This window comes from Salegentibacter maritimus (assembly GCF_016236975.1).
GTDB lineage: Bacteria > Bacteroidota > Bacteroidia > Flavobacteriales > Flavobacteriaceae > Salegentibacter > Salegentibacter maritimus.
Genome location: NZ_JAEHNY010000001.1, coordinates 57764 through 72364 on the forward strand (window position 1 = coordinate 57764; position 14601 = coordinate 72364).

Annotated in this window: 11 protein-coding genes; 6 read left to right on the plus strand and 5 right to left on the minus strand. The window is 36.8% G+C overall.

Annotated elements, in window-relative coordinates; genetic code table 11:
* The first annotated feature begins 19 nt into the window (after nt 1-19).
* Together I6U50_RS00265 and I6U50_RS00270 are read left to right on the plus strand one after the other, a co-directional pair.
* Nucleotides 20-1633 (plus strand): FMN-binding glutamate synthase family protein, encoded by a 1614-nt coding sequence (locus tag I6U50_RS00265; protein ID WP_198637442.1) that lies wholly within the window; start codon nt 20-22, stop codon nt 1631-1633.
* Nucleotides 1630-2151, plus strand: a complete 522-nt coding sequence (locus I6U50_RS00270) for a DUF7935 family protein (RefSeq protein ID WP_198637443.1) — start codon at nt 1630-1632, stop codon at nt 2149-2151. Before I6U50_RS00265 ends, I6U50_RS00270 begins: the two co-directional genes overlap by 4 nt.
* Here I6U50_RS00270 and I6U50_RS00275 read toward each other — a convergent pair.
* From I6U50_RS00275 to I6U50_RS00285, 3 genes are read right to left on the minus strand one after another with little or no spacing between them, the layout of a single operon-like run.
* Complete coding sequence (locus I6U50_RS00275) at nt 2148-3071, minus strand: patatin-like phospholipase family protein (protein WP_193710553.1); 924 nt, start codon at nt 3069-3071, stop codon at nt 2148-2150. The two genes, I6U50_RS00270 and I6U50_RS00275, sit on opposite strands and share 4 nt — an antisense overlap.
* A complete protein-coding gene (locus I6U50_RS00280) occupies nt 3071-3973 on the minus strand; it encodes a patatin-like phospholipase family protein (protein WP_193710552.1) in 903 nt (300 codons plus the stop codon). Before I6U50_RS00280 ends, I6U50_RS00275 begins: the two co-directional genes overlap by 1 nt.
* Nucleotides 3974-3976: 3 nt before the next feature.
* On the minus strand, nt 3977-6091 hold the full coding sequence (locus I6U50_RS00285; protein ID WP_198637444.1) for a M1 family metallopeptidase: 2115 nt from the start codon (nt 6089-6091) through the stop codon (nt 3977-3979).
* Nucleotides 6092-6210: 119 nt separating this feature from the next.
* Here I6U50_RS00285 and recG point away from each other — a divergent pair, with 119 nt between their 5' ends.
* From recG to pheT, 3 genes are all read left to right on the plus strand, one after another.
* The gene (gene recG / locus I6U50_RS00290; RefSeq protein WP_198637445.1) at nt 6211-8310 is read left to right on the plus strand and encodes an ATP-dependent DNA helicase RecG; all 2100 of its coding nucleotides are present in this window, start codon (nt 6211-6213) and stop codon (nt 8308-8310) included.
* A gap of 228 nt (nt 8311-8538) precedes the next feature.
* Entirely contained in the window at nt 8539-9453 is a 915-nt protein-coding gene (locus I6U50_RS00295) for a hypothetical protein (RefSeq protein WP_198637446.1), read from the plus strand.
* 151 nt (nt 9454-9604) lie between these two features.
* On the plus strand, nt 9605-12031 hold the full coding sequence (gene pheT, locus I6U50_RS00300; RefSeq protein ID WP_198637447.1) for a phenylalanine--tRNA ligase subunit beta: 2427 nt from the start codon (nt 9605-9607) through the stop codon (nt 12029-12031).
* Nucleotides 12032-12191: 160 nt separating this feature from the next.
* On the opposite strand, the gene I6U50_RS00305 is transcribed toward pheT, so the two are convergent.
* Nucleotides 12192-12779 carry a DUF4136 domain-containing protein gene (locus I6U50_RS00305; protein WP_232804666.1) on the minus strand — a complete coding sequence of 196 codons (588 nt, stop codon included), beginning with the start codon at nt 12777-12779 and terminating at the stop codon, nt 12192-12194.
* Nucleotides 12780-13016: 237 nt separating this feature from the next.
* Complete coding sequence (locus I6U50_RS00310; protein ID WP_198637448.1) at nt 13017-13571, minus strand: fasciclin domain-containing protein; 555 nt, start codon at nt 13569-13571, stop codon at nt 13017-13019.
* A gap of 251 nt (nt 13572-13822) precedes the next feature.
* Between I6U50_RS00310 and I6U50_RS00315 the strand changes: the two genes are divergently transcribed.
* A complete protein-coding gene (locus I6U50_RS00315; protein ID WP_198637449.1) occupies nt 13823-14551 on the plus strand; it encodes a hypothetical protein in 729 nt (242 codons plus the stop codon).
* The last annotated feature ends 50 nt before the right edge of the window (nt 14552-14601 follow it).

A 14601-nucleotide genomic window follows, 5' to 3' on the forward strand; every position in this document is an offset into this window, starting at 1 on the left:
GATTATTTAAATAAATTATATGGAAGATATTTTAAGTTCAATTCCCTGGTGGGGATGGGTTTTAATTTTTTTTGCCTTCATAGCGATTAAAGATATATTCTTTAACCGCAAACATACTATTAAACACAACTTCCCAATTATTGGTCACTTTAGGTATATTCTTGAAGGGATTGGACCCGAATTACGGCAATATATCGTAGCAAGTAATCGCGAAGAACTCCCTTTTAATCGTAGCGAACGCGGTTGGATCTATGCTTCGGCAAAAAATGAAAACAACTATGAAGGCTTTGGCACCGACCAGGATATTTTTTCTACCCACTACATATTCATCAACAATGCCATGCTTCCTTTAAAGCTTAAAGAAGATCATCCCAATAACCTGGATCCGGGCTTTATTGCCTGTGCAAAAGTTATGGGCGAATTTAATAATAGAAAAAGACCGTTTAGGCCGGCCTCAATTATTAATGTTTCGGCCATGAGTTTTGGATCACTTTCGGCCAGGGCCATTGCAGCTTTAAATGAAGGCTGTAAAGAAGCAGGTGCCTATCATAACACAGGCGAAGGAGGGCTCTCACCTTATCATCAAAAAGGAGCTGATGTGGTTTTTCATTTTGGAACAGGTTACTTTGGCGTTAGAGATAATGAAGGTAATTTCTCTATGGAAAAACTAGTGCAACTGGTAAATGAAAACAAAGAGATTCGTGCCATAGAAATTAAATTATCCCAGGGAGCCAAACCTGGAAAGGGTGGCGTTTTACCCGCTTCAAAAATTACTAAAGAAATAGCAGCAATAAGAAATATTCCTATTGGTAAGGACGTATTGTCTCCACCAAGTCATTCTGCTTTTAGCAATACCCAGGAGCTGGTAGACTTTATTGAAGAAATAGCAGAGGCAACAGGCCTTCCCGTAGGGATTAAATCGGCTGTTGGAAAACTGGACCAATGGAAAGAGTTAGCTTCTATTATGTCTAAAACAAAAAAAGGTCCAGACTTTATTACCATTGATGGTGGTGAAGGCGGAACCGGAGCTGCACCACCCAGTTTTGCAGATCACGTGTCCCTACCCTGGATTTATGCTTTTACCGATGTATATCAAATTTTCCTAAATGAGGGTATAGCTAATAGAATTGTATTTATTGGGAGCGGAAAATTAGGCTTTCCTGCCAATGCCGCCATGGCATTTGCCCTGGGTGCAGATTGTATTAACGTAGCCCGAGAAGCTATGATGAGCATTGGCTGCATACAGGCACAATCCTGCCATACCAATACCTGCCCCACCGGTGTTGCTACACAAAACAAATGGTTGCAGGCGGGTATCAATATAAAAGACAAAGCCCGGCGTGTTAATTTTTATTTCACAAAATTCAGAAAGGAACTGCTGGAAATGACCCATGCCTGCGGTTATGAACATCCCTGCCAATTTACCATGGATGACGTTGAAATAAACCTTAGCGACCAAAACCTGGCAAAAAGCCTTGCAGGTACTTTTTCGTATCATAAAGAAAAAGTACCTTTCGAGGGTGTTCATGTTCACAAGAAAGATCCCAGTTTGGGCGCTATTTATAAAAGAAAAGAAGTAATTACTAAAGAGGCCGAAACCAAAGAAACTTCGCCCCATAATAAAAACCAATGAATCAAATAGAACTTTCGCAAATCCTATTAGCCATTCTTCCAGCCCTAATTGTTGGAATAGTAGCCTTTTATTTTTTTAGCTCTTACAATAAAAATGAACAAAACAGAAGGAATTTCTTATTACACCGGGAAACCCAAAAAACGGCACTACCCCTAAAATTACAAGCCTACGAAAGAATGACACTCTTTTTAGAAAGGATTTCGCCCGGCAAAATACTATTTAGAATAAAGCCAAACTCTAATGATAAAGAAGCCTACGAGCGCTTATTAATTCATACTATTGAGCAGGAGTTTGAGCATAACCTAGCACAACAAATCTATCTTTCTACTGAAACCTGGGACTATATAAAAACAGCTAAAAACGCGACTATAGGCATTATTAGAAAAGCCAATCAACAAGAAAGCGTCACCGATGCCGATAAATTAAGGAAAGTAATCCTTAAAAACCTGATAGAAAAGCAATCCCCAACCGAAGCTGCACTTGCTTATTTAAAAAATGAAGTAAAACGCTTTATTTAAAATAAACCAAAAAAGCCTTTTCTTTTAGTGGCCAAAAATTGTAAATGTTTTTCTTTGGCGTGATCGTAACCTTGTTGCCACCACTCACCCATCAATTTTTTATTAAAAACAAGGGAGTTTTCCGTTAGTTTTGTAGGGGTATAATAGGTGTTTAGCTTTACTTTTTTATTTAAAGCGGCAAGTTTTCCTTCTACGATATCGTGATATTCTACCTGATCCAGGAGAAAACCAAAAAGATTTATCATTAAAGAAAACGGATTTTTCCCAAGCACTTTATTATACTCCATATTTTCTGCTTCCAGGATTATAGCATCAACTTCTGTTGCCCCGCGTTTAATGGCTTCACGAATGGGCACTACGCATCCCAATCCACCATCGGCATATTCAAATCCGTCTTTTTTCGCCAAACTCATAAAAGGGATATAATTACAACTTATCCAAATCCAATCGCAAAAATCCTCGTAAGTAAAATCGTGGATAGACTTATACTCTACGCGATTTTTAGACAAATTAGAGACCGTTACTACTACATCTCCCACCTGGCTTTTAAGCTGGCTAAAGTTTTCTTCAGAAAAATTACGCTTAATATGTTTTCTAAGATTCTGGCTTTCCCCAAAGGTTCTTTTCTTCCTGATAAATTGCCAGAACATATTAAAATAATTAATTGTTACATACTCCCTCCCTTCCTTTCGCTTCACCACAAAAGGATTTATGCTAAAAATTTTACGCTGGTTTACATTGGTGTAGATATCGTAAACCTTATCAATGTTCCCCATGGCAAGATGCGGAATTAATAAGCTTCCGGTAGAAGTGCCCAAAAATAAATCGTATTTCTTGCCTTCTTCCTGAATTAAATATTGAGCAACGCCGCCAGCAAAAGCGCCTTTACTTCCCCCACCCGATATGACCAGTGCACGCATTAAGGTTCAATTTGGTTTATTTCCTCGCTTTTTTCCCTGGCATAAGTATAGCCGGTTTTCCACCAGGTTTTCATTTGTTTCTCATCAAAAATAAGGGAATTGGTAGTTAATACCGTAGGGGTAAAGTAAAAATTTATGGTCGCATTTTTATTTGCTGCTGCAAATTTCCCAATTTGAATGTTTTGCTTTTCTATTCTATCTAACATAAACCTAAATAAATTAGTGATGAGACCAAACACATTTTTGGAAGGCATTCTATTATAAAAAGTGGCTTCGGTTTGTAATATAACTGCATCTATATGTGTTGCTCCTCTCTTAATAGCTTCTTCGATAGGCACCATGGTTCCCAGGCCCCCATCGGCATATTCACAACCATCTTTTTGTACCAGGCTCATAAAAGGCGTATAGTTACAGGAAATCCAAATCCATTCACAAAATTCTTCGTATTCAAAATCTTTAATAGATTTATATTCTACCGTATTAAGCGAAATATTAGAAACCGTAACCACAATATCTTTTTTACTAAATTTTAATTTCAAAAACTCGTCTTTGGTCAGGGTTTCAGCTATAAGCTTTCTTAGGTTTTTACTTTCTCCAAATGTTTTTTTGCCTTTAATAAAGTTACGAATTACGCTAAAGTGGTTAATACTAATTTGGTCGTAACCGTAACGTTTTTTTATAAGAAAAGGACGGTTACTAAAAATACTATCCTGGTTTACCGAAGTATAAATTCTTTTAATCTTTTCGCACTTATTTAAAGCCAAATGAGAAATTAATAAGCTCCCGGTAGAAGTTCCCAGGTAAAGATCGTAATCCCGTTTTAATTCTTCTATCAAATATTGGCCAACACCGCCGGCAAAAGCGCCTTTACTCCCTCCACCAGATATCACCAATGCCCGCATTGATTAAAATTTAGTTTGCAAATAATCCCTCTCTTTTTGAGAAAGACGTTCATCTAAAGCTAAGAATTTTTGGCGATATTCTTCTTTCTTTAATAAAGCCGTAAGCAATTGCCTGCTATAGTCCCTAAATCTATATGCATGATGCTGGGTTCCTTGCAATAAATCTAATAAGTTCTGGGTGGTAAAACTATTTATTTGATATAAATATCCAAAAGCATTTTCCCTCACCTCCAGGGGATAATGTACTGCAGTATACCCTGAAAGTTCACGATAATTTTCCTGCTGTTTCCCGGGTTCATAACCCGGACTTATAAGATTTAAAGTTAACCAGAGCATACGTACATTTTTATTACTAAAGCCGTTTACATCCCTGGTTTTATCTAAGTAAGCAGCAATTTCTTTGGGAAAATTCATCCATAACTTTAATAGGGACATCTCTTTGGTTAGGTATGATTCGTCGTCTAACAAAGATTCAAAATCACTTTTTAGTTCTTTCGGAATTCTCTCCATGCTACTGGCAATAGCCTGCCTAACATACACATTATTGGTGGCAAATGCTTTTTTATAAAGCTTGATAGCTGTTGCTGAAGTTTGCCCCTCTAGTTGAAAAACCACTTCCTGCCCGGTATAATCGCTTACCGGAAAATCTAAGGACTTGCTCAGTTCGGCCTCCTTTTTGTCCAGGGGTGTTTCCTGCAATGCTAGGATTTCTAAATGCTTCTTTATAAATTCAGAGTTTTTTAAAGAATTTAAGGCCACAAAACCCTGAAAAGCAGTCTGATTTAACCAATTTGATATAAAATCAGATAAATCAATATTGGCCGCTGCCTCCACTTCAGCAATAAAATTACTGGTAGTGGCGCTTTTAAATTTATATTTAACAAGGAAATTCTTTACGGCCGTATTAAAAGCTTCCCTGCCCACCTTTTCGCGCAAAATATGCAAAGCCCAGGCTCCTTTTTGGTAGTAAGTAAGTGAGCTTGCTTTAGCTTTGGTGATTGCTTCACCCTTACCCTTATCGCTCAACTCTTTTAATTGTTCGGCAGATAGGTAGAGTTTCCAGTAATAATAATCGTCTCCAAAAATTTCCCGCTCTGCCAGCAAAGCATAAAAAGTAGCAAAGCCTTCATGCAACCAATGATCGTTGGCTGTTTGGGCCGTCACTAAATTTCCAAACCACTGGTGGGCCAATTCGTGCGCATTTACGCCTACATAATTTTTATCTTTAAAAGCTATAGAATCGGTAATAAAAGCATTATCAAAAATCGTTGCAGTAGTATTTTCCATTCCCGAATAAAGAAAATCCAATACCGGTGCCTGTTTATAATTCTGCCAGGGGTAAGCCACACCAATTTCACTTTCCAGGAAATCAAAAATTTGTTTGGTATAACGGTAAGTGGGCTCTAGCCTTTCCTTTTGGCTAACCGGCATATAAAATTGCAAAGGAACGCCCGAAGCAGATTTTGTTTCTTCTTTTATATAATCGCCTGCTGCAAAAGCCAGTAAATAACTACTCATAGGCCGCTGCATATCAAAGGCCCACTTTTTTAAAGAATCGTTTTTAGAAATAGCTACAAGCTTTCCATTGGCCATTACTTCCAGGCTTTCAGGAAACCGGTACGAAATGTCAAACTCTATTTTCTCTCGCTGATCATCAAAGGAAGGCAGCCAATTAGAGGTATATCTCCCCTGCCCCTGCGTCCAGATTTGTTTGGGTGCATTTATTGCTTCCGGAATGTCCCAATTTATAAAATAAACGGCCTCCTTTGGCTGCGCCGAGAATTTTAAAGACAAAGTGTTTTTTTCAGAAACTGCTAAATTATTTTTTATCCAAATACGTTTTCCGTTATTTCTTGATGTTGCGGGCTCGTCATTAAGCAATACCTCATCTACAATCATACTCCTGGCATCTATGTAAAAGGAATCTAGCGGTTTTAAAATTTCAAAATTATACTTTACTACGCCTGTAATTCTTTTTTCCTTCGGAATAACAAGGATTTCAGCTTCTGCTTTTTGAAAATTTATACTGTTTATTTGGTCTAGCGAATCTGCTATTGGCGACTGGCTATATGTACACCACGAAAAACAAAATAGCCAACTAAAAAGGAAGTATTTCATAATAAAAATCTACCCTTGCAAATTACAAAAACTATAGAAAAGGAAGGCTTTAGAAAAATTCAGATTTATTTTTAAAAGAAATTCAACCTAAAAAAACTGATTTTAATATCTTCGTTTTCATGAATGCTAATATACTGCAAACGCCTATAGATTACTTAAAAGGAGTTGGCCCAAACCGGGCCGATTTACTGCGGAAAGAACTTGGCATTCATACCTATCAGGATTTAATAAATTTCTTCCCAAATCGTTATCTGGACAAAACCCGTTTTTATAAAATAAATGAATTACAACGCAACTCGGCCGAAGTACAGGTAGTAGGAAAAATTACGCATATAAAATCGGTAGAACAAAAACGTGGCAAACGCCTGGTAGCCGACTTTGTGGATGAAACCGGTAAAATGGAATTGGTTTGGTTTCGGGGACAAAAATGGATTCGGGAGAATTTAAAGATAAATACACCTTATGTTATTTTTGGGAAAACCAATTGGTTTAACGGGCTTTTTAGCATGCCCCATCCCGAAATGGAACTGGTAGAGGAATACAAAAAGCAGCTTCGCACTGCAATGCAGCCTATTTATCCCTCTACCGAAAAACTTGCAAAAGCTGGAATTAGCAACCGGGTGGTTCATAAAATAATGCAGCAGCTTTTTATTGAAACCAAAGGTAAATTCTATGATACGCTTTCAGAAGAACTTTCTTCAGAATTAAAATTGCTCCCAAAAGCACAGGCAGTATTTAATGTGCATTTTCCACAAAACCAGGAATTATTGGCGAAAGCCCAATTCCGTCTAAAATTTGAGGAACTATTTTATATCCAGCTGCAATTGCTCATTAAAAATATGTTGCAAAAACAGAAAATAAAAGGTTATGTTTTTGAAGCGATTGGGCAAAATTTTAGTGAATTCTATAACAACCACTTGCCATTTGAGCTAACCGGTGCCCAAAAAAGGGTAATAAAAGAAATTAGGGCCGATTTAGGAAGCGGGGCGCAAATGAACCGATTGCTGCAGGGTGATGTAGGTTCAGGGAAAACCATTGTAGCTCTTATGTCTATGTTTATTGCTTTAGATAATGATTTCCAGGCCTGCTTAATGGCTCCTACCGAAATCCTGGCCATTCAGCATTACAACGGACTTGTAGAACTCTGTAAAAACCTGGATACCAGTATTTACTTACTTACCGGTTCAACTAAAACGAAAGACAGGCGCGAAATTCACGAGAAATTAGAAAATGGCGAAATAGATATCCTAATTGGTACGCACGCCTTACTGGAAGATAAGGTGAAATTTAAAAATTTAGGCCTCGCGGTTATAGACGAGCAACACCGATTTGGAGTTGCACAACGTGCAAAATTATGGCGAAAAAACCAAGTGCCGCCGCATATTTTGGTCATGACGGCCACCCCTATTCCCAGAACCCTGGCCATGAGCCTTTATGGCGATTTAGATATCTCGGTAATTGATGAGCTACCCCCCGGCAGAAAGCCTATTAAAACAGTACACCGTTACGACAGTAACCGGCTTAAGGTATTTGCATTTATTAAAGATGAAATACAAAAAGGCCGGCAAATCTATATAGTTTACCCATTGATTCAGGAATCTGAAAAAATGGATTATAAAGACCTTATGGATGGTTACGAAAGTATAGCCCGTGAATTCCCGAATGAGCAAATTTCTATAGTACATGGCCAAATGAAATCTGATGCCAAAGATTATGAAATGGATAGATTTGTACGCGGGGAAACCCAAATTATGGTGGCCACCACCGTTATTGAAGTGGGTGTAAATGTGCCAAATGCCAGCGTTATGATAATTGAAAGTGCCGAACGATTTGGCCTATCGCAACTGCACCAACTTAGGGGACGTGTAGGCCGTGGTGCCGAACAAAGCTTTTGTATTTTAATGACCGGCCATAAATTATCTAAGGATAGCAAAACCAGGTTGGAAACCATGACCGCCACTAATGATGGTTTTGAAATAGCCGAAGTTGATTTGAAATTACGAGGTCCCGGTGATATTATGGGCACCCAACAAAGCGGGGTTTTAAATCTAAAAATTGCGGATATTGTAAAAGATAATGATGTTCTAAAACTAGCACGGCATCACGCAATGCAAATCCTAAAAGAAGATCCCAGTCTTTCACTGGAAAAGAACAAAGTGATTCGTTTTACCTACGCACAATTGGCAAAACATAAAAATATCTGGAATTATATTAGCTAAAAATCAACTTTACTTCAGAAAAAATACTACTGAATTTCCCTTAATTCCTGCCAAATTTAAAAATAGTTCCCCATAACCTCCCATAGGCCTTCATCTTACTAAAACTAAGGCTTCCCAACTATAAAATTAAAATTAGATCTCTAATTAACAGCTACTTACTGTATTGATCAAAAATTATTTAAAGCCATTATTGCGTAAATTTAAGTGTAAACCAAAACACACGTCATTATGAAAAAAGAAATAATTTTTAGAAAGTTGATAAGTCTGGTCATTATTTTATGTGGCGGATTAGTATTTGCCCAGGAAGAAAACAAAACAAGCCTGGACGAAAAATTGTATCAGGAAATTAAAAGTAATGGACTTGAGGAAGCCATGAAAATGTATGAAAAGCATAAAACAGTGGCCTATGAAGGTTTGCAGGAACCTTTAAATCTATTGGGCTACAAGTTAATGATGGAAAATAAAGACCTTGAAACGGCAGAAATAGTTTTTAAGGCGCAAATAGAAGAATATCCTGAACAGGCCAATCCTTACGATTCTTATGGCGATTTATTGTTGGAAAAAGGAGAAAAGGAAAAAGCCAAAAAACATTTCAAAAAAGCAGCAGAGTTAGCTGAAAATATACAGGATGAAGCTGAAAGAAATGAAATGAAGCAGGCCTCACTTTCAAAATTAGCACGTCTGGAAAACAAGCATCGAAAATTAGACTTTCTTACGGGCGACTGGGAAATAACACAAACGGGCTACAGAGATGGGCAACCTGTAGATATCCCAAAAAGTACGCAGAGTATATCTTATTTACCGGGCGAGTCAGTTTTAAGAGTCACACATACCAAAGAAGGTAATACTGCCTGTTGCGAAAGAATCGTGGCTTATGATGCGCTAGATGACACTTACGAGATGGCCTACATTAGTGCTGTGAACCCAAACGGAATTCAAGTATCTGATATTCACATAAAAGAAAAGGGCAACGGGGAATATGAGTTTATAGAAGACTATACCCAAAATGGCGAACAAAAACAAGCTAAACATATAATCTCAAAAAAAGACCAAGATCACATAGAATGGCAAGTTCTTATTCCAAAAGAAGGTTCACAGAACTGGGAACTCGTAAATAAAATGGAGTTTAAAAGAAAAGCTTAATTATTAGTTTAAGTTTAATTAGCGTTAAAAGGAGCAACCTGGAAGCTCCTTTTTTCATTTAAAAAATTACGAAATAAGTCATAAAATTAAAATTTGAAATTATGTCAAAACTATTCGTAATACTATCTTTGCCAACTGAAAATATTGAGACATGAAAATTTCATATAACTGGCTTAAGCAATTCATTAAACTTTCTGAAACTCCGGAAGCAACCGGGGAGTTACTTACCGATCTTGGTCTTGAAGTAGAAGGCCTAAATAGTTTTCAAAGTATTAAAGGCGGTCTTGAAGGAATTGTAGTGGGGCATGTACTGGAATGCAAAAGTCATCCTAATGCCGATAAATTACAAATTACAACTGTAGATCTTGGTAATGGAGAACAGGTACAAATTGTTTGCGGCGCACCCAATATTGCCGCGGGACAAAAAGTTCCGGTTGCCACTATTGGCACCGTGCTGTATGATGAAAAAGGAGATGCCTGGCCTATTAAAAAAGGGAAAATTAGAGGCGAAGCCAGTTTTGGTATGATTTGTTCAGAAAAAGAACTTGGTCTTGGACAAAGTCACGAAGGAATTATGGTTATGAAAGAAGACCTTATTCCAGGTACTCCCGTAGCCGAAATTTTTGAAGTGGAAAACGATCAGGTTTTTGAGATTGGCCTAACCCCAAACCGTGCCGATGCCATGAGCCACTGGGGCGTTGCCAGAGACCTTAAGGCCGGTTATACGCAACAAGGTAAAAACCTGGAACTTATTACTCCATCAGTTAGTAGTTTTCATGTAGATAGTAGAAGCCTTAAAATTCAAATTCAGGTTGAAGATTCTGCACTTGCACCAAGATATTGTGGAGTAACAATTTCAGGCCTAAAAGTAGAAGAATCTCCAAAATGGCTTCAAAACAGGTTAAAAGCTATAGGGCTTAGCCCGAAAAATAATGTGGTAGATGCTACCAACTATGTTATGCACGAGCTGGGCCAGCCTCTGCATGCCTTTGATGCCGGAAAAATTGCCGGAAATGAAATTAACGTAAAAACATTAGAAAAAGGGACTAAATTTATCACCTTAGATGATGTAGAACGAGAACTACACGAGGAAGATCTTATGATTTGTGATGCCGAAAAGCCACTTTGTATTGCCGGTATATTTGGCGGGGCATCTAGTGGGGTAACCGATGTTACCACACAAATATTTTTAGAAAGTGCTTATTTTAACCCGGTTAGTGTTAGAAAAACAGCAAAAAGGCATGGCCTTAATACCGATGCTTCTTTTAGATTTGAAAGAGGTATTGACCCTAATATCACCGAGTATGCTTTAAAACGTGCTGCTCTTTTAATTAAGGAAATTGCGGGCGGTGAAATTACCAGTGATATAGATGATTTATACCCCAAGAAAATTGAAGATTTCCAGGTTTTTCTAACCTTTGACAAGGTAAACAAGCTTATTGGGGAAAACCTGCAACAAGAAACAATTAAATCTATACTGGCATCTCTGGAAATTCGGGTAAACAATGTTACCGAAACAGGAATGGGACTTACCATCCCATCTTATCGTGTAGATGTACAGAGAGAAGCCGATGTGATTGAGGAAATCTTAAGGGTTTATGGCTATAACAATATTAAGTTTGGTGACAAGTTAAATGCTTCGGTTGCCAATTCTTCTAAATTTGAAGATTACCGGGTTCAAAATTTAATTGCCAACCAACTGGTAGGACAGGGTTTTTACGAAACTATGGCCAATTCTTTAACTTCCCCAACCTACTCGGAGTTAAGCGAACAATTAAACACCTCTCACAATGTAGAAATGTTAAATCCATTAAGTCAGGATTTATCAGTGCTACGCCAGTCTATGCTATACTCGGGCCTGGAGTCTGTAAGCTATAATATAAACAGAAAACGCAGCAACCTAAAACTATTTGAATTCGGTAAAACTTACCACGATTTTAATGGTAGCCGAGTAGAAAACAAACATCTTTCTATTTTCATCAGCGGAGACCGAAGTGCGGAACGTTGGAACTCTAGTCTAGGTAAAACCGATTTCTTCTTATTAAAAGGTGTTATTCAGTCTATTTTCCAGAGATTGGGAATTGATAGTTTAAAATCTTCGGCAGTAAAATCTGATGTATTTTCTGAAGGGCTTGTTTACTCATCGGCTAAGAATAATTTGGTTGCCTTTGGGGTAATTCGGAAAAAAGTATTAAAGCATTTTGATATTGACCAGGAGGTATTGTATGCCGATTTTAATTGGGATGCCCTGTTGGAAGTAACAAAGAATAGAAAGACCAGTTTTAAGGCCATTCCAAAATATCCTGAGGTAAGACGTGATTTTGCCCTTCTATTAAATAATAATATTTCCTATAATGAAATTGAAGAGATCGCTCTAAAAACAGAGAAGAAACTTCTTAAAGAAGTAGATCTTTTTGATGTTTACCAGGGGAACAACCTTCCTGAAGGGAAGAAAAGTTATGCGGTAAGTTTCAAGTTTAGAGATGAAAACAAAACCCTTACCGACAAACAGGTAGATAAAATGATGAAAAAACTTCAGCATAGATTTGAAGAAGAACTTCAGGCTGAATTGAGATAATTATATGTAAAATTGGCTGTTTAAGTCTCGATCTTACGTCAACCTGAATTTATTTCAGATTCTAATTTGAATCAAGTGCCATTTACTTTGACTCTGCAACAAGTTTAGAATGACGTTCGAATTATTTAAACAGCCAATTTTCATTCTGGATTAAAGAAAATTAAGGAAATTCTTTAAAAATTTCATCTATATAATTTCTTATATCCCTTTCCCATCTTTTTGAGCCAATTTCTTCATTGGCAGTTCCACGCCATAAAATTTGATTGGTTTTTCTGTCTATAAAATCTATAACAATAGATTTCTCTTTGTAAGGTATTTGTTTAATCTCCCCACCTGCTGTAATTCGTTGTATGGTAAAGTAATTATCGTAGGTATAATCTGTATAATAATCACCTATGTAAAGTCCCGGGCGGTAATAGGAAAAATTTGTATATACAGGATCGGCATTAACATCGGCTACTCGTTCATCAAACATTGGATGAATATACACCAACACATCTGGCCTGCTATTATCTATGGCATAGTCTTCGGCAGACATGTTATTGTTAATTGTAGAAATAATAAGCTCGTGAATGCGATGGTTATTATACGATCTATCTTTAATTGTATCTTTATTGGGCAAAAAAGAATAGGTATTATAATCTTTTAATTTTCTGGCAGCATCTTTAGAAATGTTGCTTCCAGAGCCACAAGATATCATAAAGGCTCCCGCCAAAATTAAGGTAATAAATAGTTGTATTTTCTTCATAAATTTCAATTTTGCGAGCAAATTACATCTTCCCCGAGAACTATAAAAAGCTTCTAGCTCCTTTGATATTTTATTAACAAAAAAGAGCTGCCTAAAAAGTCAAATTCGATCAAGCTTAACATTTTTCAGCTTCTAAATTACTTATTGATTGTAAGCAAATTAGATATTGAAATAAAATTAAGATGGCGATTTTAAGATCTTTTCAGGCAGCCCTAATTTTTCTTTTTCAAAAACAATCTATTTCCCGGGCAAAATTACAGTATCAATCACATGAACCACTCCGTTTGATTGATTAACATCTGCCTGTGTCACAGTAGCTACGTTTCCTGAGGCATCTTTAAGTTTTACTTTACCGTTTTCCATCATTGCATAAAGTTTTCCACCCTGTACAGTTTCAAAAGTAGCTTTACCATCGGCATTTTTAATAGCTGCTACCACATCTTTAGCCTTAAAATCGCCGGCAATAACGTGGTACGTAAGTACAGCCTGTAATTTTTCTTTGTTTTCTGGCTTCAACAATGTTTCTACAGTTCCGGCAGGTAATTTTTCGAATGCGGTGTTGGTAGGGGCAAATACGGTAAAAGGACCTTCACTTTGTAATGTTTCAACTAAACCTGCAGCCTTCACTGCCGCCACCAGGGTAGTATGATCTTTAGACTGCGAGGCATTCTCTACAACATTCTTGCTGGGATACATCTCTGCACCACCCACCATAGTAGCTCCGTTTTGGGCCATTAAAGTCCCGCCAATAAATAGAAAACAAAAAAATCCTAATAATTTTAAATTTTTCATAATAAAGTTTTTAAATGGTTTATGATATAAACGAGATAAAAAATGCTTCGGTTTTTTTGAATGTACGATTTAGCATTTCTTTAAGAACCCGCTTGTTTTAATATTTGTCTAATTTATTTTTATTTAGATTAAACATTTTTAAAAAACATCTAATTGTGATAGGTTTAACACGAAAGACTATAGAATGAAAATAGGATTGCAGAAATCATCTTAATTACTTAATTTAGTGACAGATGCTAAAGAAAAAGAAAATGAAGTTGAAAGTAAATCTGCCACGTACCAATCTTGAAGTACAATTGCACAAGTCTCGTGAAAAAAGAATCTCTACTGAAAATATATTACAACAAGTACAGGATATTTTTGAAAAAGAAGCAAAGAAAGACGACAAGATTCTAAATGAAATCTATACAGGTAATGATGAAATAAATAACCTCAACCTCGATTTATTGGAGAGTCATAGAATATTTCATCTTTCAGATATTGAAAGATTATGTATAGATTATCGCCTGCGCTTTTTAGACAGTAGTTATTTTAAAGGGGAAATTCCTTATGAGGTACTTTCTAAAATCAAGGCTTTAGAAAAAGAACAGCAAATTGCTTTAAAAGGCTTTAAAATTGTAGCTCCTTCTAAGCTATTTAAACTGGAAAATGCCGACGACCCCTTACTTTTCGTGCCCATGGGAAACGATTATTTCTACCTGGTACATAAATGGGGCAACGATCTTCATCCTTTTAGAAAGTTAATCATGTGGCCTTTTAGGCATCTTGAAAATTTTACACTTGTCTTGCTTGGTTTTAGCTTTTTACTTGCGTTGCTCATCCCGGACGGACTTTTCTCTCCCCAGCAAACCACCACACAATTCTTTATTATATTTTTCTTTGTATTTAAATGGGTAGCGGGTTTGTCTATTTTTTACGGTATTAAGAAAGGAAAGAATTTTAGCTCAGCTATTTGGCAAAGTAAGTATTATAATGCCTAGAACGTTAAACTCTATTTAAAATAAGCTTTGAGCTATATTTTAGTTTGTAC